Below are 21,276 nucleotides of genomic sequence, written 5' to 3'. Positions count from 1 at the left end.
GAGATCATGTTCGGCCGCCTGAAGGATTGGCGGCGCGTCGCGACCCGATACGACCGGTGCCCGGAAACCTTCTTCTCTGCGATCTTGCTAGCCGCAACCGTCTTGTTCTGGCTCCGAAACTCAATGAGTCTGGACCCTAGTGATCGACTATCACCGGGTGAAAGTCATGAAGGAGCTTGCCGACATGGAAACCGGCCATTTCGTTCCGAGCCAACAGGAACCGGGATGGACGGAGGCTCACTATCGCAAGAGCGCCGAACGCCGCTTGAAGCATATCGACCGCGTTGCAGTTGCCTTCATGGAGTTGGAGGTAGAGGAAGTCATGGCAACGTCGCCCAGCTTCCGGCAGGCAGCCTAGCTTGCCCTTGCCTCGGCGCTCTATGCGCCGAGCGAATTTCCCGAGTGCCTTTGCGACTGATCCCGCCCGTGCCGGTATATCTATGTGTCGGGTTGGCACACCCGGCGGCTAGCCAATGAGCCGCGATGGTGCTGCGATTACTCGGTGAGTGCGCGACCGGCAGTCGAAAACCCCGAGACGGCACGGCGACCAACTCCGGTTGCGCGGTGCCGGTAATATCTGTCTCGCTCATGGCGAAGGGCGGGGAGCAATCCCCGCCCTTTCTGCACTGCGGCATCATCTGTGACGCAACGTCATCATGCCCATTTTTGGGGGCGTCACAATGTTACAAAATGTATCGTAAGTCATTGATTTTACGTTATGAACTACCAGTTCAAATCCGTTATCGCCCACCATTATTCCTTTGAAAAGCCTCGGGTAGATCCGGGGCTTTTTCAATTCTGCGAAGCGTTATCCGGTTCAGGCTCCGCTTGGCTGGCCGATCGCTCAGTCGGGTTGCTGGGCGAATTGGCGCAGGATCTCGATGAACTCGCATTGCGCCCGCGTCGGCTCCCAGCCCGCGCGGGTCGTCAGGCCGATCGGGCGCATCGCGCCCGGCTGGCGCAGGGGCAGGATGGCGAGGGACGGGGCCTCGACCTCGGCCTGCATGCGGGAGATGCCGCCCAGATGATCGCTGCCTCGCAGGATCTCGCGCATCATGATGACCGAGGAGGTCTCGATGACATTCGCCGGGTCATGTCCGGCCAGCAGCCTGTCGAGGATACCGCGGATCGGGGTCGGTCGCCGTGGCATCACCCAGGGATAGCGGGCAAGATCGGCGGTCCCGATCGGGCTGGCAGCAAGCAGCGGGTGGTCTTTTCGCGCGACGACAACCACCTCGTCGTCGAATAGCCGTTCCTGCACAATGTCCTCGATCGGGCTGGGCAGGCGCAACGCGCCCAGCATCATGTCGATTTCGCCCCGGCGCAGCCCGAGGAGAAGCTCGTCATAGCGGCCGTCGATGACCTCGAAGGGAAAGCTGGGACGACGCTCGCGGAATTTCAGGATCGCCGAGGGCAGCCAGCCCGACCGTGAGAGGGGAAGGGCGCCGATGACGATCCGCCCGACCTCGCGCCCGGCCAGCGCGGCAAGGTCCGAGGCGGCCTGGTCGATCTCGGCCATGGCGAGGCGGGCGGCCTGGGCCAGCTGTTGCCCTGCTCGCGTCGTGATCAGCCCATGCGCGGTGCGCTGGAACAGCGCAAGCCCCGCCGCCTGCTCCAGCGTCGTCGTCGAGCGATGCACCGTCGGTTGCGCAAGCCCCAGCCTGCGCGCGGCAAGGGTGAAGTTCTCGGTCTCGGTCACAGCGATCAGTGCCGAAAGCTGCGCCCATGTCGCCTGTACCCTGACTGGGCGCGCCATATCCGCCATTGCGGCGTCGAGGAGGCGCAGCGCCCGCGTGGCGCGATGGGCAAGAACCTCTCCCGCTTCGGTCAGGAACAGGCCCTGCGGGCTGCGGTGAAACAGCACCTGCCCGGTTTCCTGCGCGATCCGGCCCATCGCCTGCGTTACCGCAGGCTGCGAGACATGGCAAAGCTCGGCCGCGCGCGTCACCGAATTGCTGCGCCCCAGCGCGAGAAACATCCTGAGATGGCGAAGACTGGGAAGCATGGCGCGGTCCTTGGCAACGGCCCTCTGCCTAACCCCTTTGCGGAGGTCGTGCAAATGGCGGGCGTCGCTCATGTCTGTCATCCCAACTGGCAGGGAAAGGTTTCCCTTGCCTTGGCCACGAAGGACAGCCCCCGGTCGAGGCGAGGCCTGACCGGGGGCATGGCGACCAGCGGCTTGCAATGTCTGAGGCCGCGCGCGCCTCCGGTTACGGCAGGGGAAGGCCCAGAAGCTTCTGGAACAGCAGGGTCGCGATCAGCCACAGGCCGATGCCGGTCGCGGCTGCGCGGGGCCAGCGGCGTTCGCCCTGGAACAGCAGCGTCAGCACCGCAGCGGCGACCGAGAGCGCCAGCGCCAGCCCCAGCCACGGGACCACCGCCATGCCGATCGCGAAGATCGCGAAACATGCGAGCGCGCGCGGCGTATCCGTGAACTGTCCAGCCTTCCCCGCGAAGCCCCCGCGCAGGACCGAGACGAGATAGCAGGCGGCGCAGATCATACCGAATATGCCGATCTGCTCGGGCAAGGCGCCCGGACCGACATCGCCGCGCGAATGCCCCGCGGGCAAGGCCATCGCAAGGGCAACGAAACCCGCGCTTGCGGCAAGACAGATGAGCGCTGCCGCAAGCTCGCTGACCGGAATTTTCCGGTCAGGACTGGTCTCAAGCGGCGCCGTCATTCGACGAAACCGGCGGATTTCAGGAACTCGCGCTGCTCCTCAAGATCCTTGCGGGTGCGTTCGGTGAACTCAGCCTCGGCCCAGTTCGGGCTGTCCTGCAATTGCTCGTCCTGGAATTTCTTCCAGTCCTCCGAGGCCGTCACCTTGTCGATGGCGGTCTGGATGCTGGCCACCACGTCATCGGGCGTCCCGGCCTTGACGGCGATGCCGCGCCAGATCGCGCCTTCAAGGTCGAAGCCCTGTTCCTTGAAGGTCGGCGCATCGGGCAGGAAGGAGGAGCGTTCGGCGGTGGTGACGCCGAGCAGGCGGATATCGCCGCTCTTGACCTGGGAAAGCCCGGTGGAGGGTGTCATCATCGCCGCGTCGATATGATTGCCCAGCAGGCTCAGCGTGACCTTGCCCGAGGCGTCATGCGGGATCCAGCCGCTTTCGAAGCCGCCCTGCTTCATCATCTGGTAGAGCATGTATTGGTGGAACCCGCCCGAGGAATGGCCGCCGACCTTCAGCCCGTTCGGATTGGCCTTCATGTAATCGACGAAGTCCTGCACGGTCTGGAACTGGCTGTCCTTCATCACGGCGAGCGACGAAGGCTCGGACTGCATGGCGCGCAGCAGGCGCAGGTCATCCAGCTTGAACGGGATCAGGCCCTGCGCGATGCCGAAGGTCAGCGTCCCGGTCAGCACGAGGATATTGTAGCCATCCGCGGGCTGCGTGACGATCTGAGAGAGCCCGACCGCGCCGCTGCCGCCGGGGCGGTTGTCGACCTTGACGGTCCAGCCGGATTCCCGCTCCAGCAGCTCGGCCAGCTTGCGGCCGTAGGTGTCGAGGGCACCACCGGCACCCGACCAGACAACCAGCGTTACCGGCTTTTCCGGGAACTCGGCCGCGGCGCTCTGGGGCAGGGCCATCGTTGCGGCGGCAAGGCCGAAGGTCGCCACCGCCACCCTCGCGAGGCCCCGCAGGCGCGCGGCGATGGGCCGCGCGATCGGATATGAAATCGTCATCTTCTCTCTCCCCTTTGAATGTTTCATTCGGTGACCACGGCCCGCGCGCGCCTTGCGCGCCATGCGCGGCGCACCGGCACCAGCACGCTGATCAGGCTGAGGATCAGGAACAGCAGGCTGATCGGATCGGTCACGAAGATCGAGTAATCCCCCTGCGAGGACACCAGCGCGGTGCGATAGCTCGACTCGACCAGATAACCCAGCACCATGGCGAGGATCACCGGCGCGACCGGGAAGTCGAGCTTCTTCATCGCATAGCCCAGCAGGCCGAAGCCCAGCGTCATCCAGACATCGAACATCAGGTTGCGGATGGCGAAGGCGCCCAGCACGGCGAAGGCCATAATCCCCGCCGCGATGACCCCGTCCGGCAGCATCACGCTGCGCGCGATGATCGGCAGGAACAGCGAGCCGACCAGATATTGCACCAGCGAGGCGATGATGACGCCGAAAAGGATCGCATAGACCAGCGTTGGCGCTTCGGTGAAAAGCTGCGGGCCGGGATGCAGGCCATGCATGATCAGCGCGCCCATCATGATCGCGATGGTGGGCGAGCCCGGCACGCCAAGGGCCAGCATCGGCACCAGCGCGCCCCCCACGGTCGCGTTGTTCGAGGCCTCGGGGGCCGCGATGCCGTTCGCGGCACCCTTGCCGTATTCCTCGGGCTTCGGGTCACGGGCGCGGGCATAGTCGCGCGCCACCCAGCAGGCGATATTGCCGCCGACGCCGGGCAGGATGCCCAGAAGCGTCCCGATGACCGAGCCGGAGACCATCGACCGCCAAGTCTCGCGCCAGAGGTCCATGGACATGAAGACATGCCCCACCTTTTCCTTGACCATCGGCAGGGCGCGGGCGTGCTTCTCGGCCAGCGCCATCGCCTCGGAGACGGCAAAAAGGCCGATCAGCGCCGCAAGGAAGGGCACGCCCTCATAAAGCTCGAACTGGCCGAAGGTGAAGCGCGGGACGCCGGCGATGGGGTCGATCCCGACGGTGGCCAGCGCCAGCCCCAGCGCCGCACCCAGCAGGCCCTTGACCAGCGAGCCGCCAGAAAGCGCGGCGACCGAACTCAGCCCGAACAGGCCCACGGCGAAATAGCCGGCGGGGCCGAATTTCAGCGCCAGACTGGCAAGCGGCATCGCCAAAAGCAGCAGCGCCAGCCCACCAAGGACGCCGCCCACGGTCGAGGCGGTCAGCGAGATCGAGATCGCCTCGTTCGCGCGCCCCTTCTGCGCCATCGCATACCCGTCGATCGCCGTCGCCGCCGCCGCCGCGGTTCCCGGCGTGGAAAGCAGGATCGCGCTGATCGAGCCGCCATATTCCGCCGAGGTGTAAAGCGAGATCATCAGCAACATGCTGAGCTCGGGGGACATCGTATAGGTGAAGGGGATGAGCAGGCTCAGCCCGATCGACGGGCCAAGCCCCGGCAATGCGCCGATGACGATCCCCAAAAGTGCGCCGATCAGCAGCACCGCCACGCCCGACAGGCTGAAGATCACCCCCAGCGACTGAAGGATTCCATCCATCCGTTTCCTCCTGAACTCCGTGCCCCGTCATCGCATTGCCGCGATGCCCGGAACTCTCCCCTTGCTTTCCCTTTTGCGGAGGCGGGCGCGATAGGACAATTCAGATTTGATCCGTCGGGAATAAGCTTAGGCTATATCGGCAGCGGAACGCGCCGGCCGGACGATCTTTCCGGGGTTCATGCGTCCCTCGGGATCGACGGCGGCGATCAGGGCGGCCATCAGGCGACGCTCGGTCGCGCCGCGCAGCCGGTCGGCCAAGGCGACCTTGGCCTGACCCAACCCATGCTCGGCCGAGAAGCTGCCACCCAGCTCCGCCGCGAGGTCATAGACCGCGTCCGAAAGCGCCGCCTCGCGCCCGGCGAAATCCGATCCGACGGGGGGCGAGAGGTTCAAATGCACGTTGCCGTCGCCCAGATGACCGAAGGGGTTGATGCGGACCCCCGGCAAGATGGGCGGCAATCTCTCCTCCACCCCATCCACGAACTCGGCGAGGCGTGAGACCGGGACGGCCACGTCATGCTTGATCTGCGGCCCTTCGCGGCGCTGCCCCTCGGGCATCTCCTCGCGCAGGCGCCAGAGCGCGGCGCGCTGCGCGTCCGAGGCCGCGACGGTGCCGTCCAGAACCTCGCCCTGCTCGAAGGCGGCTTCCAGCAGATCCGTCAGCAACGCCTGCAGATCGACGCCCGCGCGCGGGGTCGCCAGTTCGACCAGCAGATAGAAGGGGCCGCGCGTATCGACGGGCCGCGACAGGTCGGGCAGGTGACGCAGCAGCATCGCGAGCCCGGTCTCGCAGAAGAACTCCATCGCCGTAAGCTGGTCGCCCACCTCGCGGCGAAGCTCTGCGCCAAGGCGCAGCATGGTTTCAAGATCCGCCACGGCGAGCAGGGCCGTCGCCCGCGTCGCGGGGGCGGGATGAAGGCGCAGGATGGCGCGGGTGACCACGCCCAGCCTGCCCTCGGCCCCGCAGAACAGCTTGCGCAATTGCAGGCCGGTATTGTCCTTGATCAGCGCGCGCATCCCGTCCCAGACCTCGCCATCGGGCAGCACGACCTCGAGGCCCAGAACCTGCGCCTCCATCATGCCATAACGCAGGGCAAGGCTGCCGCCGGCATTGGTGGCGATCAATCCGCCGATCTGCGCGCTGCCCTCGGCCCCCAGATGCAGGGGAAAGATCAGCCCTTGCGGGGCCAACGCCTCATGCAGCGATTGCAGCACAAGGCCCGCATCGACCGTCGCCGTCATCTCGACCGCGTCGATGGCGTGGATGCGGTTCATCCGGGCCAGCGACAGGATGATGCCGCGCTGCCCGGAGGAGATCACGCTGCCGCCGTTCAGCCCGGTGTTCCCGCCCTGCGGGGTGACGGTAAGGTCCAACCGGGCGGCAAGGCGCATCACCGCCGCCACCTCGCCGGTCGAGGCGGGCAGGGCGACGCCAAGCGGCACCTCGCCCCAGCGGTCCAGCCAGTCGCGGGCATAAGGCTGCATCTCGCTGGCCCCGGAACGCCATCCGGCCGGGCCCAGCAGTTCCAGAAACGGATCGCTCATCCTGTCCTTCTCCCTCGCAGTCCGGGGCCGGTTCTGGGCGAGGGGGATGGCGGGCGCAATTCCGAAGCGCGGCAGAGTCCATAAGCCCGAGCTATGGCGACTTGCGCGGCGTGGGTGGCGCGCTAGTCCTTGCGAAAACCGGAGGATGAGCATGACCGATTTCGACGCCCTTTCAGGGAAACTGGCCTTCATCGGATTTGGCGAAGCGGCCGAGGCCTTCGCGACCGGCTGGGGCAGCGATGTCGCGACCCGGACACGGGCCTATGACATCAAATGCGACGACCCCGCGACGGCGGCCATGCCGCAGGCGCGCGCCGGGCGCGCGGGCGTCGCGCTGGCCGCAGACCGGGCTTCGGCCCTTGCGGGGGCGGGGGCGGTCTTCTGTCTGGTGACAGCTGATCGCGCGGTCGAGGCGGCAGAGCAGGCGGCCGGTTCCCTCGCCCCCGGCGCGTTCTGGTTCGACGGCAACAGCTGCTCGCCCGGCGCGAAACGGCGCGCAGCCGGGATCGTCGCGGCGGCGGGCGGGCGCTATGTCGACATGGCGATCATGGCGCCGGTCCATCCCAAGCTGCACCACACCCCGCTGTTGATCGCCGGTCCCCATGCGGCCGAGGCGGCCGAGGTTCTGGCCGCGCTGGACATGCGGGCCACGGTCGCGGGCGAGGCGGTCGGTGACGCCTCCTCGATCAAGATGATCCGCTCGGTGATGATCAAGGGGATGGAGGCGCTGACCGCCGAATGCCTGCTGGCCGCCCGGCGTGCCGGGGTCGAGGCGCAAGTCCTCGCCTCGCTTCAGGCCTCCAATCCCGCTATCGAATGGCCGCGCCAGGCGGCCTACAACCTCGAACGGATGATGGTCCATGGCCGCCGCCGCGCCGCCGAGATGCGCGAGGTAGGCGAAACGCTGGTCGAGCTGGGCCTGCCCAATGGTCTGGCCTCGGCCACGGCGGACTGGCAGCAGCGCATCGGCGACCTCGAGCTGCCCGCGGGCCGGGACGAGTTCGCGGAGCGGGCGGACCTGATCCTGAAAACCCTCAACGGTTGAGCGCAGCCTTGAGGCGCGCGAGGACCCGGAGGGCTTTCCGATCGCCGTCCGGGCACGTTTTTCCGGCCTGAGCAAAATCTCTGTAGACATAAAAGCTTCCGGCAATATCTTTCGTCCCATGGCCCCCGCGAGTGGGCCGCAGGGCGAGGTGCCAGCTTGTGGTGAACATCCCTCCGCCATCTTCGCCAGAGGGGCGAAATTTGCGGCTCCTGCCCAGCCTGCGCGGCTATCGTGCCGCATGGTTGCCTTCTGATATTTCGGCCGGGCTGGCCATTGCCGCCGTCGGCCTTCCCAGCGCGATCGCCTATCCGGCAATTGCCGGGCTACCTGCAGAGACCGGGATCTATGCCAGCATCGGTTCGGTGATCGGCTATGCGCTGCTTGGCCCCTCGCGCAGGTTGATCGTCGGGCCGGATGCCGCGACCATGGCGGTCCTTGCGGCCGTGCTTGCCACCGTCGCCCAGCAGGTGCCGGGGCTTTCCCGCGACCAGCTTGCCGGCGTCGCGGCGATTCTGTCGCTGGGCGTTGGCATCATCTGCTTTGCCGCCAGCGCCCTGAGACTCGGCAATATCGCCAACCTTCTGTCGCGCCCGATCCTTGCGGGGTTTTTCATCGGCGTCGCGATCTCGATCATGGTCGGGCAGATCGGCCGGGTCACCGGCCTCAGGATAGAATCCGAAGGGCTGATCGAACCTTTGTGGGAGCTGTTCCAGAATGCGGGGGCCATTCACGGCCCGTCGCTGCTGCTTGCCTGCGCGATGTTCCTGATCCTGCAACTGGTCAGCATCCGGCCCGTGAGCATTCCGGGGCCGGTAATCGTCGTGATCCTGTCCGGCGTGCTTTCCGCGGCTTTCGACTTCGAGGGCATGGGGATCAAGGTCGTCGGAAGCCTGCCTACCGGCCTGCCCATGCCCAGCCTGTCGTTCCCGGCAGGGTTGCCGATCACAGAGCTGCTGATGGGCTCGGCCGCGGTCTTTGTCGTCAGCTTCGGCGCGGGCATCATCACCGCGCGCAGTTTCGCGGCGCAGACGGGCGAGGAGGTCGATCCGAATGCCGAATTGCGGGGCTTCGGGGCGGCAAGCGTCGCCTCGGGTCTTCTGGGCGGCTTTCCCGTCACCTCGTCGGATTCCCGCACGGCGGTGAACCTCTCGATCGGGGGGAAGTCCCAGCTTGCCGGGCTTGCGGCGGCGGTCGCACTTGCCATCGCGGTCACTTTCCTTGGCGGCTATCTGCGGATCCTGCCCGTTCCAGCACTTGGCGCCATTCTTGTCGCGGCGGCGCTGAGCGTGATCGACCTTGACGGTCTGCGGCAGATCTGGCGGATCAGCCGGGTCGAGTTCGGCTTTGCCCTGATCGCGATGGCCGGGGCGATCAGCTTTGGCGTGCTGCAAGGCGTCGTCGTCGCGATCATCGCGACCTTCGCCTATGTGATCCTGAAGGAGATGCAGCCGCGCGTGGTGCTGCTGGGACAGATTCCCGGTCGCCTCGGCTTCTACAAGCTGCACCGCTCGCCCGAGGTCAGGCAGATTCCCGGCCTGACCATCTGTTTCATTCAGGGCAACATGCTGTTTTTCAACACCGACCATGTCGAGAAGCGGCTGCGTGAGATCGCACTCGCGTCCTCGCCCCCCGCGCGCTGGCTGATCATCGACGCGGCGGCGGTGACCCAGATCGACAGCACCGCTATCGCCATGCTGGAGGATTTTCACCGCGACCTCGTGGCGCGCGGCATCCGGCTGGGCCTGTGCGAGGTGCAGTCGGATGTGGCCGTCCTGCTGGAGCGTTGCGGCCTCGCCGACGCCATTGGCCGGGCGATGATCTTTGATGACCTTGATGACGCACTGCGCGCCTATGATGACGCGGCGCCCGGTGTTCTGGAAGAAAGCAACGACCCATCGCGGACATGAGGAGAGAAGTCCATGGCCAAGAAAAGCAAGGATGTTCTGGAAGAAGCCGCCCCGGCGGCCGAGATCACGAAGCTTGACCGCAAGACCTATGAGAAGGAGATCGCGCGCCTCCAGGTCGAGCTGGCGCATCTTCAGGCCTGGGTGAAGCACAGCGGCGCGCGCATCGTCGTGATCTTCGAAGGGCGCGATGCCGCGGGCAAGGGCGGCCTGATCAAGCGGATCACCGAAAAGGTCAGCCCGCGCGTGTTCCGCGTCGTGGCGCTGCCCTCGCCCAGCGACCGCGAGAAATCGCAGATCTTCATGCAGCGCTATATCAGCCAGTTGCCCGCCGCGGGCGAGATCGTGATCTTCGATCGCAGCTGGTATAATCGCCCCGGCGTCGAGCGGGTCATGGGCTTTACCGAGGAAGCCAAGGTCGAGGCCTTCCTGAAGGGGCTGCCCCAGCTTGAGGCATGGCTGGTCGGCTCGGGGATCATCCTGCTCAAATACTTCCTCGACGTCTCGGAGGAGGAGCAGGAGCGCCGCTTCCGCCAGCGCGCCGATGATCCGGTGAGGCAATGGAAGCTGAGCCCGATGGACGTCGAATCCTATCGCCGCTGGTGGGACTATACCGCCGCCTATGCCGAGATGATCCAGAAGACCGACACCGACCACGCGCCCTGGTGGGTCGTCGATTCGAGCGACAAGAAACGCGCCAGAATCAACGCGATCACGCATCTTCTTCAGTCGATCCCCTATGAGCGGATCAAGTTCGACAAACCGAAATTCGGCAAGCGTCAGGAGCGGCCGAAGGGTTTCGACAAGAACATCGTCTTTCGCCATGTCGTGCCGAACGTGATCTGAATGCCGGGGGGCGTTACCGGTTATCGTCAACGAGTCGTGGGCAGTCTGGAAGGGCCCGCGATAACGGACAAGCTGCGCTATTTGGCCCGCATGAAACCGGGCTAATGCGCTGATGATGAACGGAAAGATTATTTGGCTGGGGCGGTAGGATTCGAACCTACGGTACACGGTACCAAAAACCGTTGCCTTACCACTTGGCCACGCCCCAACTCTGTGGAGGGGTATCTATCCAAGCATACAGGGGGGTGCAAGAGGGTTTTCGAAAATTCTTGTGGGCAAAATCCGGGGCGGTTATGCGCCGTCCATGGAACATGTCGATACCCTCATTCTTGGCGCGGGCGCGGCCGGCCTTTTCTGCGCAGGCTCGCTGGTCGAGGTCGCGAAGCACATCGAACCCTCGCGCATTCTGGTGGTTGATCACGCCCGGTCGCCGGGGGAAAAGATCAGGATCTCGGGCGGCGGGCGCTGCAATTTTACCAATCTCGCGACCAGCCGCGAACGATTCCTGTCGCAGAATCCGCGCTTTTGCGCCTCGGCCCTTGCCGGGTTCACCGCGGCCGAGTTCGTGGCGATGGTCGATCGCGCCGGCATCGCCTGGCACGAAAAGACGCTGGGCCAGCTTTTCTGTGACGAGAGCGCGCGCCAGATCATCGACATGCTGCTGCACCGGATGCGCGGCGCGCAACTATGGCTCGAGACCACGATCGGCAAGGTCGAGGCGCGGGAGGGCGGCTATCTGGTCCAGACCAGCCGCGGTCCCGTGGCGGCGCGCAACCTGATCGTCGCGACGGGCGGCAAGTCGATCCCCAAGATGGGCGCGACCGGCTTCGGCTATGATCTGGCCCAGCAATTCGGTCTGCGCCTGATCGAGCCGCGTGCGGCGCTGGTGCCGCTGACTTTCGCGACCCAGGACCTCGACCTCTGCCGTCCGCTGGCGGGTGCCTCGGTCGAGGCCGAGGTCAGCCACGGGCAGGGTCGCGCGGCCACACGTTTCCGCGATGGCTTGCTTTTCACGCATCGCGGGCTTTCGGGGCCGTCGATCCTGCAAATCTCCAGCTTCTGGAAGCCCGGAGACGAGATCGAGGTCAATCTGGCGCCAGATCGGGACGTGGCCGAGGAGCTTCGGACCCAGCGCGGGCAGGGCGGGCGCGTGGCGGTCGCCACCGCCCTTGGCCGCATCCTGCCGGGTCGGCTTGCTGACCAGATCGCGGCCGAGATTGGCTTCGAGGGTGCCCGTCTTGCGGACCAGCCGAATACCCGGATCGACGCGATTGCGGACCGGGTGCATCGCTGGCGACTGCGCCCGGTCGGTTCCGAAGGCTGGCGCACGGCCGAGGTGACGCTGGGCGGCGTCGACTGCCGCGACCTCAATGCGCGCGACATGCAGGCGCGCGGCCAGCCGGGCCTCTACTTCATCGGCGAGGTCGTCGATGTGACCGGCTGGCTCGGCGGATACAATTTCCAATGGGCCTGGGCCTCGGCCCATGCCGCGGCGAAGGGAATCGCCGCGGCCTGAGGCTCAGTCCATGACCGGGTCGGACTTGGCGAGCCGGTCGAACCGCATCAGCGATTCGATCAGCGCCGGCATCTTTTCCAGCCGGATCATGTTCGGCCCGTCCGAGGGGGCATTGTCGGGATCCTGATGGGTCTCGATGAAAACCCCGGCCACGCCCAGCGAGACCGCGGCACGCGCCATGACCGGCGCAAATTCCCTCTGCCCGCCCGAGGAGCCGCCCTGACCGCCCGGCTGCTGCACCGAATGGGTCGCGTCCATGATGACCGGATATCCTGTCCGCGCCATGATCGGCAGGCTGCGCATGTCGGCGACAAGGGTGTTGTAGCCGAAGCTGACGCCGCGCTCGGTCAGCATGATCCGGTCGTTTCCGGTCGAGGCGACCTTGTCGGCCACGTTCGGCATGTCCCAGGGCGCAAGGAACTGGCCCTTCTTGATATTGACGACTGCACCCGTTTCGCCCGCCGCGAGCAGCAGGTCGGTCTGGCGCGACAGGAAGGCCGGAATCTGGATCACGTCGACCACCGCCCCCGCCGCGCGGGCCTGGGGGATGTCGTGAACGTCGGTCAGGACCGGGCAGCCGATCCGGTTGCGGACCTCCTCGAGCATCCGCAACCCTTCCTCCATCCCGATCCCGCGCCGGCCGGAAAGCGAGGTGCGGTTGGCCTTGTCATAGCTGGCCTTGAAGACGAAGCCCGCCCCGGCCGCTGCGGCGGCCTTGGCCACGCGTTCCGCGATCATCAGCGCGTGGTCGAGGGTTTCAAGCTGGCACGGACCCGCAATCAACCCGAGGGGCAGGTCGTTGCCGAAACTGACATCGCCGATCTTGATATGTTTCATGAGGACACCTGTTCGCGCAGAATCGACGCGGTGAGCGAAAGCATCAGATAGATGCCTGCGAAAATAAGGAAGGCCACGACCGTGTTCAGGAAGGCCTTGGGATAGGTCGCCTCGTCCGGGGCCACGGGCGCGACCGAAAGCGACAGGTAGCGCACCTGCTTGTTGGCCTCGATCCGCGCGGTTTCCATCTGGGTGGCAGCCGCGGCCAGAAGCTCCTGCCGGGTCAGCAGGTCGGATTCCGCGATACGGATCTGCCCCGATATGGTCGCGAGCGAACCGCGCGCGTTATTGCCCTCAGTCAGCTGGCTGCGCGTGTCCGTGAGCATCTCCTCAAGCCGGGATATGTCGCCCTCGACGCCGGCGACACGACTGCGGTTCGGCCGCGCATTGGCCTGCAACTGCCCCAGTTCCAGCTTCTTGGCGGCAAGCTGCCCCTCGAGCTGCGAGATATGGCCCATGACGACGCTGCTTTCGGCCACAGGATCGAGGACGCCCAGCTTCTCCTGCAGCTCCTGCACGCGCAGCTGCGCCTCGCGCACCTTGGCTTCGGCGTCGTTATAGCTGTCGATGGCGCCCTTCATCTGGTCTTCGCGCAACCTCGCCGTCATCTGGTCGACCTGACCTTCGGCATATTTGATCAGCGCCACCGAGAATTCCTGGCTGAGCTTCGGATCGGGGGCGATCACCTCCATGTCGATGACGCCCTCGGTGGGATCGTAGCCGATCTTGACGGAATTCTTGTAGAGCTTGTAGGTCGCCTCGTTGGTCGCATCCGGGGACAGTCGCAGGATGGGATCAATCGCCGCCTGCTGGAATGCGGTCTTGAAGCCGAGTTCCCCGTCAAGCCGCAGCATGGCATCGCGCGAGGTCAGATAGCTTTGCACCGAGACCGAGTCGGTATTCGTCGCAAGCTGCGTGCCGCTGAACAGGCTGCCCAGGCTGCCCGCGCCGGACTGGTCGGCCTGCTGGATCTGGAACTGCGAATGGGTGGCGTAAAGCGGGGTCGCCATCTTCGAATAATAGAAACCGGCGATCAGCGTCGGCAGGCCGACAAAGACCAGAAGGCGCGCCCCCAGCATCATCAGCTTGCGCCGCCGTCGCCGCGCGATGTCCTTCTGGATGCGCATGATCTCGGCCGCGCGCTTTTCCTCGGTCATCGCCTCGGGCGAGGGGAGGTTGCGGCTGCCGGGGGGCAGGGGCATGATCTCGGTGCCGCGGCCCTTCATCGCGCCGGGTTTCGAGGTCGGAACCGGCAGCCCGCCCTGGGCCTTCGCAGCCTCGCCGGACAGGATCTTGCCCACGGCGGCACGGTGGAACGGGTCGATGCCGCGGTCGCGCAGGACAACCACCGCCTCCTCATCCGAGGCCACCTCGATCTCGTACATGGCGGCGATGCGGCGGGCCATGCGCAACTGGCGCTGGCTCAGGTTCTCGGCCCGGACGGCGGCAATCCGTTCCTCCATCTCGGGGGCTGCCGTGGAGCGGGCCGGAGGTTGCCCGACCTCCGCGCCCGGAAAGCGCAGGTTGCCGAAGCCGTCGTCATTCTCGTCCGGGGCAAAAAGCGCCGCGTGATCGGGTTCGGCCTGCGCCTTCGCTTCGTCGCGCTTGCGCAGGTCGACCTGCACCTTTCTGGCAGTCTCGACCGCGCCGGAACCGCGGGTGACGGCCAGAACCGATTCCTCGCGGCTGACGCGATAGACGCGCGCCTTAGGCGGAGTAGTCATAATATTGCTTTGCCTCTTCGAGGGTTTCAAACTGATAAAGCTTTCCGTCGTGCAGGACAGCCGCGGAGCTGCAGAACTTCTCGATGGTGCGCGCCTGGTGCGAGACGATAACCACGGTCGAGGACTTGAGGCGCTCGTAAAGGACCGAGCCTGCCTTGCGGTTGAACTCCACATCCGTGGTGCCCGGCATCCCCTCGTCGATCAGGTAGACGTCGAACTCCAGCGCCAGCATCAGCGCGAAGGTGAAGCGCGACCGCATCCCGGCACTGTAGGTGCCGACCGGCATGTCGAAATATTCCTTGATATCAGTCAGCCAGCGGCAGAACGCCTCGACATAATCGGGATCGAGGCCATAGATCCGTGCGATGTAGCGCGCGTTCTCGTTCGCGGTGAGCGAGGGGGTGACGCCGCCCATGAAGCCCAGCGGAAAGGAGACACGGCAGTCGATCCGTATCTTCCCCTCATCTGGCTTCTCAAGGCCGCACATCATGTTGATGATGGTGGTCTTTCCGGTTCCGTTCGGGGCGAGGATGCCGATCGACTTGCCAAGCTCCACCCGGAAGGAGGCCTGGTCGAGGATCACCTTGCGCTGTTTTCCCGTCCAGAATGACTTGGACACATTGTCGAATTCGATCATCTGGTCTTATCCAGAAAGCCCGGCCGCAAAGCGGTTTTGCCGCGGCCCAAGGAGTTTGCATCATTGATCCTGCCAGCGACCACGAGGGTCGCGGCGGCAGACCGGACATTAAGCGGGCCGCGCCCGCGTGTCCACCTTGCGGCAGGAGGGGTTAGGTCTTCGTGAACGACGCGGCGTCGAGCCGCCGCTTTTCAGGCAGTTTTGTCAGAAAAACCCGCGATTTCTGCCCGAATTGCGCCGATCACGAAAAATCGTCGCGGGCATGGCTGGTGGCGAGGATCGGCGAAGCATCGCCCATGCGCGGCTAGTCCCTTGGCAGGAGTGAGGCGACCCGTTCCTTGAGCGCGGGGAGAACCTCGGCCTCGAACCAGGGGTTGCGCTGCATCCAGCCCGTCGTCCGCCAGGACGGATGGGGCAGCGGCAGGCAATCGGGCAGATGTTGGCGAAAGGCCCGGACATGTTCGGTCATCGCGCCCTTTCCCAGATAATGCGCCTGGGCATGGCTTCCGACCAGCAGCGTGAGCCTGACCGAGTGCAGCGCCTGCGCAAGCCGTGGCCGCCAGAGCGCCGCGCATTCCGGTCTCGGGGGCGCGTCGCCCGAGGCCGCGCGGCCGGGATAGCAAAATCCCATCGCCGCAATGGCGAAGTTGTCCTTGTCATAGAACTGCGCGGGGGTGACGCCCAGCCAGTCCCGCAACCTGTCGCCCGAGGCGTCGTCGAAGGTCCGCCCCGAGACATGCGCCTTGAGGCCGGGGGCCTGGCTGACGATATAGATCGGTGCCCGCGAGGAAAGCTGCAGGATGGGCTTCGGCTCGAAAGGCAGCTTGCCAAGACAGGCCCGGCAGGACCGGATTTCCCTGTCGAGGTCGGAGATGCTCTGTTCTGCCTGTGCTTCCATGACGCTGCCGGGAACGGTGGGTGTTCTGTCCCTAGTTAGGTGCTATTCCCGGCTTTCCAAGCGAATCCCTCCGGCAACCCTTGCGGGCATCTTTCGCTTGCCTAATCCCCGCTGGCGACATACCGGCTGACGAAACTCTGGTTCAGGGCTTTGCCCTGCCAACCGAAATTCTGGGAAAGTTCGATGACCCCGCTGGACCTGCTCTGCTCGATTCCGTTCCACGAAGCCGACCCCGCGCGGCGCGCCCGCATCCTCTCGCGCCTGGCCGATACCGAGCTTTTCGCGGCGCTGGTCGAGGAGCCGGTGGCCGACCGGGCCGAGTTGCAGATATTCCCCCTCGAAGACGGTCCCGCTGCGTTGGCCTGCGACAGCGAGGAGCGGCTGGCCGGCTTCATCGGCGGGCCGGTTGCCTATGTCGGCCTGCCGGGCCGCGTGCTTGCAGCCGCGCTGGTGGCGGAGGGGCGGGGCCTGCTGGTCAATCCCGGTCAGCCCTCGCAAATGCTGCTGGATGCGGCGGCACTCGCCTGGCTCGGGCGGGCGTTGGAGGCGGAGCCGAGCCTTGCCCCCGACGAAGCCCCGGTCGCGATGCGCCAGCCACGCCCTGAGGCGGTCGAGATCCTGGCCGAGCCTGTGTCGCTGCGTCTCGGCGACATGGGCGGGCTGGTCGAATCGGCGGCGCTTGTCGCGGCGGAATGGGCGGATGGCCGCGCGAACCACACGCTGATCCTGAAAGGCGTCGGGGAATCGCACCGGAATGCCGTCGCGAAGGCATTCGCCGAGCTTCTGGCCTTCCTGCCCGAGATCCCCGGCGGGACGGATCTGGCCTTTTCCGACGCTTCCCATCCGGCGCTGGCGCTGGTTCTCGAATCACCGCCGCTGGACGAGCCCGCGCCTGCGCCCCGACGCGATCCGAACGCGCCGCCCCGCCTGCGCTAGCCCAGAAATGCGCGAGGGGGAAATGCGCTGCGGAAGAAACGCGAAAACCCGCCCCAAGGGGCGGGTCTTAGCGTGATCACATCATTGTGTTAGCTCGTGATCAGGCGCCCCAGTGACGGATTGGCCCGCAATCCATGTGCACGAAATTGGAGCGCGAATATTTGCCGACCCCTCCTGCCTTGCAGGCGGCGGCGGCCTTGTACATCTGCGACACCGAACGCGACTTGAGGCGCAGGTCCGCAGCCTTCCCGACCATGTGCAGCGAGTTGCGCGCCACACCCGACGAGCGCGAGCGGAGCATCGCGTTGGTCTTGGGCGAGCGATAGCCCGACAGCATCATATAGGGTTCGTTGGTCTGCAGCAGCCGGTGCGAGGCTGCGGCAATGTCTACGGTGCGCGGGTCGACCCCGATCACCTCGCCCGTGCGCCAGTCGCGCATGAACACATTGATTTCATTCAGAGCGTCGCGGATATATTTGCCATCGACCCAATAGACCGTGTCGATGCTTTCCCCGGTGCGTCCCGAATACATGCGGATGCGGCGAATGTCACCGGCACCTCGCATAAGACCGAAGGCATTGGCCATAACCGGCGCTGCTGCCACCGTCGTCGTCGCGAACACACCAAGGATGCCGCGACGCGAGATAGTTTCAAACGTCATGTCAGATCGCCTGTCCTGCTTCGTTTGTTGTGCCGGTACTCCGGCTATCCCGATCTAGCCGGGACTGATTAACAATATGTCACCAGCCCGCGAGCGGAGGAAAGCATTTGATTCCGCGGCGAGCGGACATTCGCCATATTCGGCGAGAATCCGCCGATTGGAAAGTTGCGTGGGAACCGGCGTCGAAGATTGGCAAATCGCCGTGGTTTGCGGGCATCAGCGCGCGACAAAATGGCCACAGATGCTGGACCCCATCCGCGCCTGATGGCACTGAGAGTGGATAAGGAAAAGGGATTGTTCAGGGCTATGGGCTCGGGTTTGATTCGTTCAAGGGTTGTATTTCTCCTTCTGGCACTCGCCGGTTTCGCGGGGGGTAGCCCGGCCTTGGCACAGGGTCTGGAGACGGCGGCGGTGGCCGCGCTGCCCGCGCCCCGTCTGGTCTTTTCGCCCGAGGAGATGGCGCTGGCCGAAGCAGTGGCCGGCAATCCGGGGCTTGCGGATTTCTATGGCTCGACCGGGCTTCAGCCGGTGTTCGAGGGCGAGGCCGGCAGCGCCCGGCGGCACGCCCTGATCGAGGCGGTCGATACAGCGGGCCGCCACGGCCTGCCTCCGGCCCGCTATGGTCATGAAGGGCTTCTCGGCTTCGACCGGGACGGCGCGTCGGGGCTCGAGGCGGAACTGGCCTTCGCGCGGACCTTTGCCCGCTGGACCCATGACCTGACCGGAGGCTTGCTCGACCCCACCAAGGTCGATCCCGGCATCAAGCGCAGCGTCCAGCGCGTCCCGACCGGAGAGCTGATGCGCCAATTCGTGGCGAGCCCCGACCCCGAAGCCTGGCTTGCGGCGCTTGCGCCCCGGAGCCGCCCCTATCTGGACCTTCAGGCCGCGCTTGAGCGGATGTCGAGGCTGACCGCACCGGCCGGAACGCCGCGCGTACCCCCGGCGCTTTATCGCGAGGGGGAGGGCGGTCCGGGCATCCGGGCGCTTCGCGAACGGCTTTCCGCCATCGGCTTCACCACAGCGCCGACCGGCCCTGCCGACCAGTTCGACGCGCCGCTGGCCGGCGCGGTCGCGGCATTCCAGCGGGCGGCGGGACTTCCCGCCGACGGCGTGGCGGGGCCGCGCACCATTGCCCGGCTGAACCAGGGTCCGGGCCCCGAGGCCGGCGGCATCCTCGTCGCGCTGGAGCGGTTGCGCTGGATGCATGGCCATGACCTGAACGCGCGCCATGTCTGGGTCAACCTGCCATCCTTCAACGCCATGATCGTGGAGGGCGGCGTGCCGGTCTTTTCGACCCGCGTGGTGATCGGCAAGGCGGATCCGACGCTCGAGACGCCGGAATTCACCGAGAATATGAAATACGTCGTGGTGAACCCGCGTTGGAACGTGCCGCATTCGATCACGGTCAAGGAATACCTGCCGCGGCTGAAGGCGAACCGGAATGCCGTCAGCCATCTCGATGTGGTTGACCGGGCGGGCAACGTGATCCCGCGCAGCCGGATCGATTTTGGCAAATACACCGCCTCGAACTTCCCCTATCGGATGCGGCAGAAACCCAGCGACGACAATGCGCTTGGCATCGTCAAGTTCATGTTCCCGAACCCGTGGAACATCTATCTGCACGACACGCCGACCAAGCATCTGTTCAATCAGGGCAGCCGCGCCTATTCACATGGCTGCATCCGCGTCGCCCGTCCGGTCGATCTGGCCCATCAGCTGCTGACCGGAGAGGTCGAGAACCCGGAGGCGACTTTCTCGCGCGCGCTGAACTCGGGGCGCGAGACCTATCTGACGCTGAAGAACACCATGCCGGTGCATCTGGTCTATTTCACGACCTTCCCCGACGAGGATGGCAAGATCCGTCACTATCCCGACATCTATGGGCGCGACGCCAAGGTTCGCGCCGCATTGGCGAAGGCCGGACTCGACAGCGGTCTGGATTCTGGGGCTAAGGCCAACTAGATCATCCCCAAGGAAAAGGGGAGCGATATGACTTTGACCATCGCCGAACTGGCGCGGGCGCTTGATGCCCGCCTCTGGGGGGACGGAAGCCTGATCGTGACGGGCGCCGCCGAAGCGGGCGAGGCGGGCGAGGGGCAGATCTCGCTGGCGACCAGTCCGGCCTATGCCGAGCGGCTGAAACCCGGCGGCATGGCGATCCTCGCCGAAGGGATGGAGCCCGAGGCCCTCGGGCTTAAGGCCGCGATCCTCGTCCAGCGGCCGCGCTTCGCCTTGGTCGGGCTGACGCGCAGCTTTGACCGCGGGCCCGAGATCGCGCCCGGCATCCATCCGACCGCGGTGATCGACCCCAGCGCCGAAATCGGCGAGGGCGCGGCGATCGGGCCTTTCGTCGTCATCGGCGCGCGGGTGAAGCTGGGGCCGGGCGCGCGCATCGCCTCGCATGTCAGCATCGGCCGCGATACCGTCATCGGGCGGGATGCGATGTTCCATCCCGGCGCCCGCGTCGCGCATGAGGTCAGGATCGGCGACCGCGTCTATCTGCATCCCGGCGCCTCGGTCGGCGCGGACGGCTTCTCCTTCGTCACGCCCGAGAAATCCGGCGTCGAGGAGATCCGCCAGAGCCTCGGTGAGCGGCACGAGTTCCGCGAGCAGCACTGGACCCGCATCCATTCGCTGGGCGGAGTCGAGCTGGGCGACGATGTCGAGCTGGGCGCGAATGCGACGGTCGATCGCGGCACCATGCGGGCGACCCGCATCGGGCGCGGCACCAAGATCGACAACCTCGTGCAGGTCGGGCACAACTCCATCGTGGGCGAGGATTGCATGCTCTGCGGGCAGGTGGGCGTCGCCGGCTCGGTCAGGATCGGGAACCGCGTGGTGCTGGGCGGTCAGGTCGGCGTCTCGGACAATATCTTCATCGGCGACGACGTGATCGCCGGCGGATCGACCAAGATCTTCACCAACGCGCCCGCCGGACGGGTGCTGCTGGGCAGCCCCGCGCTGAAGATGGAGGCCCAGATCGAGGCGCAAAAGAATATCCGCCGGCTACCCCGTCTCTACGCGCAGGTGGCAGAGCTTCGCGAAACTGTTAAGAAACTGATGGAAAAGCGCTCTGACGACGGTTCCGCCGGGGAAAGCCGCGGAGAAGACAAGGGCTGAATGGAGACCGAGATGACAGACGTTCGTGACCGTATCATCCAGATCATTGCGGATCAGGCGATGCTGGACCCAGCCGAGCTGAAGCCCGAGATGTCGCCGCAGGACATCGGCATTGACAGCATGGGGCTGGTCGAGTCGATCTTTGCCATCGAGGAGGAGTTTGACATCTCCGTGCCCTTCAACGCCAATGAGCCGGAAAACTCGGATTTCGACATCTCGACGCTTGGTTCGATCATCTCGGCGGTCGAGAAGCTGGTTGCTGAAAAGGCATGAACGCCAAGAAGAGCAAGGGCGAGAAGTCCGCGAAATCAGAACGCAAGACGGGAAAAGTGAAGGGAAAGGTCAAGTCCGCGACGACCCGTGCCCGCGCCATGCTGGGCCGCGTGATCATGGGGCGGCAGG

General features: G+C 65.6%; 19 protein-coding genes, 1 tRNA gene and 1 pseudogene. 10 read left to right on the top strand and 11 right to left on the bottom strand.

Annotation, left to right across the window (positions count from 1 at the left end; translation table 11 throughout):
- Together VNQ78_RS18280 and VNQ78_RS18275 are read left to right on the top strand one after the other, a co-directional pair.
- Nucleotides 1-114 (top strand): annotated as a pseudogene (locus VNQ78_RS18280) (IS5/IS1182 family transposase); the annotation flags it as partial.
- Nucleotides 115-139: 25 nt separating this feature from the next.
- Complete coding sequence (locus VNQ78_RS18275) at nucleotides 140-358, top strand: hypothetical protein (protein ID WP_325692474.1); 219 nt, start codon at nucleotides 140-142, stop codon at nucleotides 356-358.
- 486 nt (nucleotides 359-844) lie between these two features.
- Here the strand turns inward: VNQ78_RS18275 and VNQ78_RS18270 are convergent, their stop codons facing one another.
- From VNQ78_RS18270 to VNQ78_RS18250, 5 genes are all read right to left on the bottom strand, one after another.
- The gene (locus VNQ78_RS18270) at nucleotides 845-2,005 is read right to left on the bottom strand and encodes a LysR family transcriptional regulator (protein ID WP_325692470.1); all 1,161 of its coding nucleotides are present in this window, start codon (nucleotides 2,003-2,005) and stop codon (nucleotides 845-847) included.
- A 205-nt stretch (nucleotides 2,006-2,210) separates the two neighbouring features.
- On the bottom strand, nucleotides 2,211-2,681 hold the full coding sequence (locus VNQ78_RS18265; protein WP_325692468.1) for a tripartite tricarboxylate transporter TctB family protein: 471 nt from the start codon (nucleotides 2,679-2,681) through the stop codon (nucleotides 2,211-2,213).
- Nucleotides 2,678-3,685, bottom strand: coding sequence for a tripartite tricarboxylate transporter substrate binding protein (locus VNQ78_RS18260; protein WP_325692466.1), 1,008 nt, complete (start codon nucleotides 3,683-3,685; stop codon nucleotides 2,678-2,680). Before VNQ78_RS18260 ends, VNQ78_RS18265 begins: the two co-directional genes overlap by 4 nt.
- Nucleotides 3,686-3,708: 23 nt before the next feature.
- On the bottom strand, nucleotides 3,709-5,205 hold the full coding sequence (locus VNQ78_RS18255) for a tripartite tricarboxylate transporter permease (RefSeq protein WP_325692464.1): 1,497 nt from the start codon (nucleotides 5,203-5,205) through the stop codon (nucleotides 3,709-3,711).
- Between the two features lie 126 nt (nucleotides 5,206-5,331).
- Nucleotides 5,332-6,750, bottom strand: a complete 1,419-nt coding sequence (locus VNQ78_RS18250; protein WP_325692462.1) for an FAD-binding oxidoreductase — start codon at nucleotides 6,748-6,750, stop codon at nucleotides 5,332-5,334.
- Between the two features lie 151 nt (nucleotides 6,751-6,901).
- Between VNQ78_RS18250 and VNQ78_RS18245 the strand changes: the two genes are divergently transcribed.
- From VNQ78_RS18245 to ppk2, 3 genes are all read left to right on the top strand, one after another.
- Entirely contained in the window at nucleotides 6,902-7,795 is an 894-nt protein-coding gene (locus tag VNQ78_RS18245) for a DUF1932 domain-containing protein (RefSeq protein ID WP_325692460.1), read from the top strand.
- 200 nt (nucleotides 7,796-7,995) lie between these two features.
- A complete protein-coding gene (locus tag VNQ78_RS18240) occupies nucleotides 7,996-9,702 on the top strand; it encodes a SulP family inorganic anion transporter (protein WP_325692458.1) in 1,707 nt (568 codons plus the stop codon).
- A gap of 12 nt (nucleotides 9,703-9,714) precedes the next feature.
- Nucleotides 9,715-10,545: a polyphosphate kinase 2 gene (gene ppk2, locus VNQ78_RS18235; RefSeq protein ID WP_325692456.1), complete on the top strand. Its 831-nt coding sequence runs from the start codon at nucleotides 9,715-9,717 to the stop codon at nucleotides 10,543-10,545.
- Between the two features lie 133 nt (nucleotides 10,546-10,678).
- Here ppk2 and VNQ78_RS18230 read toward each other — a convergent pair.
- Nucleotides 10,679-10,753: transfer RNA gene (locus VNQ78_RS18230), tRNA-Gln, on the bottom strand.
- A 96-nt stretch (nucleotides 10,754-10,849) separates the two neighbouring features.
- Between VNQ78_RS18230 and VNQ78_RS18225 the strand changes: the two genes are divergently transcribed.
- Nucleotides 10,850-12,061: an NAD(P)/FAD-dependent oxidoreductase gene (locus VNQ78_RS18225; protein ID WP_325692454.1), complete on the top strand. Its 1,212-nt coding sequence runs from the start codon at nucleotides 10,850-10,852 to the stop codon at nucleotides 12,059-12,061.
- A gap of 3 nt (nucleotides 12,062-12,064) precedes the next feature.
- On the opposite strand, the gene kdsA is transcribed toward VNQ78_RS18225, so the two are convergent.
- From kdsA to VNQ78_RS18205, 4 genes are all read right to left on the bottom strand, one after another.
- Entirely contained in the window at nucleotides 12,065-12,898 is an 834-nt protein-coding gene (kdsA, locus tag VNQ78_RS18220; protein WP_325692452.1) for a 3-deoxy-8-phosphooctulonate synthase, read from the bottom strand.
- Nucleotides 12,895-14,622, bottom strand: a complete 1,728-nt coding sequence (locus VNQ78_RS18215) for a capsule biosynthesis protein (RefSeq protein WP_325692450.1) — start codon at nucleotides 14,620-14,622, stop codon at nucleotides 12,895-12,897. The genes kdsA and VNQ78_RS18215 overlap by 4 nt, the downstream gene beginning before the upstream one ends.
- Nucleotides 14,606-15,259, bottom strand: coding sequence for an ABC transporter ATP-binding protein (locus VNQ78_RS18210; RefSeq protein ID WP_325692448.1), 654 nt, complete (start codon nucleotides 15,257-15,259; stop codon nucleotides 14,606-14,608). The genes VNQ78_RS18215 and VNQ78_RS18210 overlap by 17 nt, the downstream gene beginning before the upstream one ends.
- Nucleotides 15,260-15,563: 304 nt before the next feature.
- On the bottom strand, nucleotides 15,564-16,157 hold the full coding sequence (locus VNQ78_RS18205) for a uracil-DNA glycosylase family protein (RefSeq protein WP_325692446.1): 594 nt from the start codon (nucleotides 16,155-16,157) through the stop codon (nucleotides 15,564-15,566).
- Between the two features lie 183 nt (nucleotides 16,158-16,340).
- Between VNQ78_RS18205 and VNQ78_RS18200 the strand changes: the two genes are divergently transcribed.
- A complete protein-coding gene (locus VNQ78_RS18200) occupies nucleotides 16,341-17,093 on the top strand; it encodes an SseB family protein (protein WP_325692444.1) in 753 nt (250 codons plus the stop codon).
- Between the two features lie 100 nt (nucleotides 17,094-17,193).
- On the opposite strand, the gene VNQ78_RS18195 is transcribed toward VNQ78_RS18200, so the two are convergent.
- Nucleotides 17,194-17,754: a YcbK family protein gene (locus tag VNQ78_RS18195; protein ID WP_325692442.1), complete on the bottom strand. Its 561-nt coding sequence runs from the start codon at nucleotides 17,752-17,754 to the stop codon at nucleotides 17,194-17,196.
- Nucleotides 17,755-18,138: 384 nt separating this feature from the next.
- On the opposite strand from VNQ78_RS18195, the gene VNQ78_RS18190 reads away from it, so the two are divergent.
- From VNQ78_RS18190 to VNQ78_RS18180, 3 genes are read left to right on the top strand one after another with little or no spacing between them, the layout of a single operon-like run.
- Complete coding sequence (locus VNQ78_RS18190; protein ID WP_325692440.1) at nucleotides 18,139-19,716, top strand: L,D-transpeptidase family protein; 1,578 nt, start codon at nucleotides 18,139-18,141, stop codon at nucleotides 19,714-19,716.
- A 27-nt stretch (nucleotides 19,717-19,743) separates the two neighbouring features.
- The gene (gene lpxD / locus VNQ78_RS18185) at nucleotides 19,744-20,874 is read left to right on the top strand and encodes a UDP-3-O-(3-hydroxymyristoyl)glucosamine N-acyltransferase (RefSeq protein ID WP_325692438.1); all 1,131 of its coding nucleotides are present in this window, start codon (nucleotides 19,744-19,746) and stop codon (nucleotides 20,872-20,874) included.
- Nucleotides 20,875-20,886: 12 nt separating this feature from the next.
- Complete coding sequence (locus tag VNQ78_RS18180; protein ID WP_325692436.1) at nucleotides 20,887-21,147, top strand: acyl carrier protein; 261 nt, start codon at nucleotides 20,887-20,889, stop codon at nucleotides 21,145-21,147.
- The last annotated feature ends 129 nt before the right edge of the window (nucleotides 21,148-21,276 follow it).

The sequence above is a fragment of the Paracoccus sp. (in: a-proteobacteria) genome (assembly GCF_035556475.1).
GTDB lineage: Bacteria > Pseudomonadota > Alphaproteobacteria > Rhodobacterales > Rhodobacteraceae > Paracoccus.
Note: the sequence above shows the minus strand (reverse complement) of the source record. Positions and strands in the feature narration are given on the sequence as shown.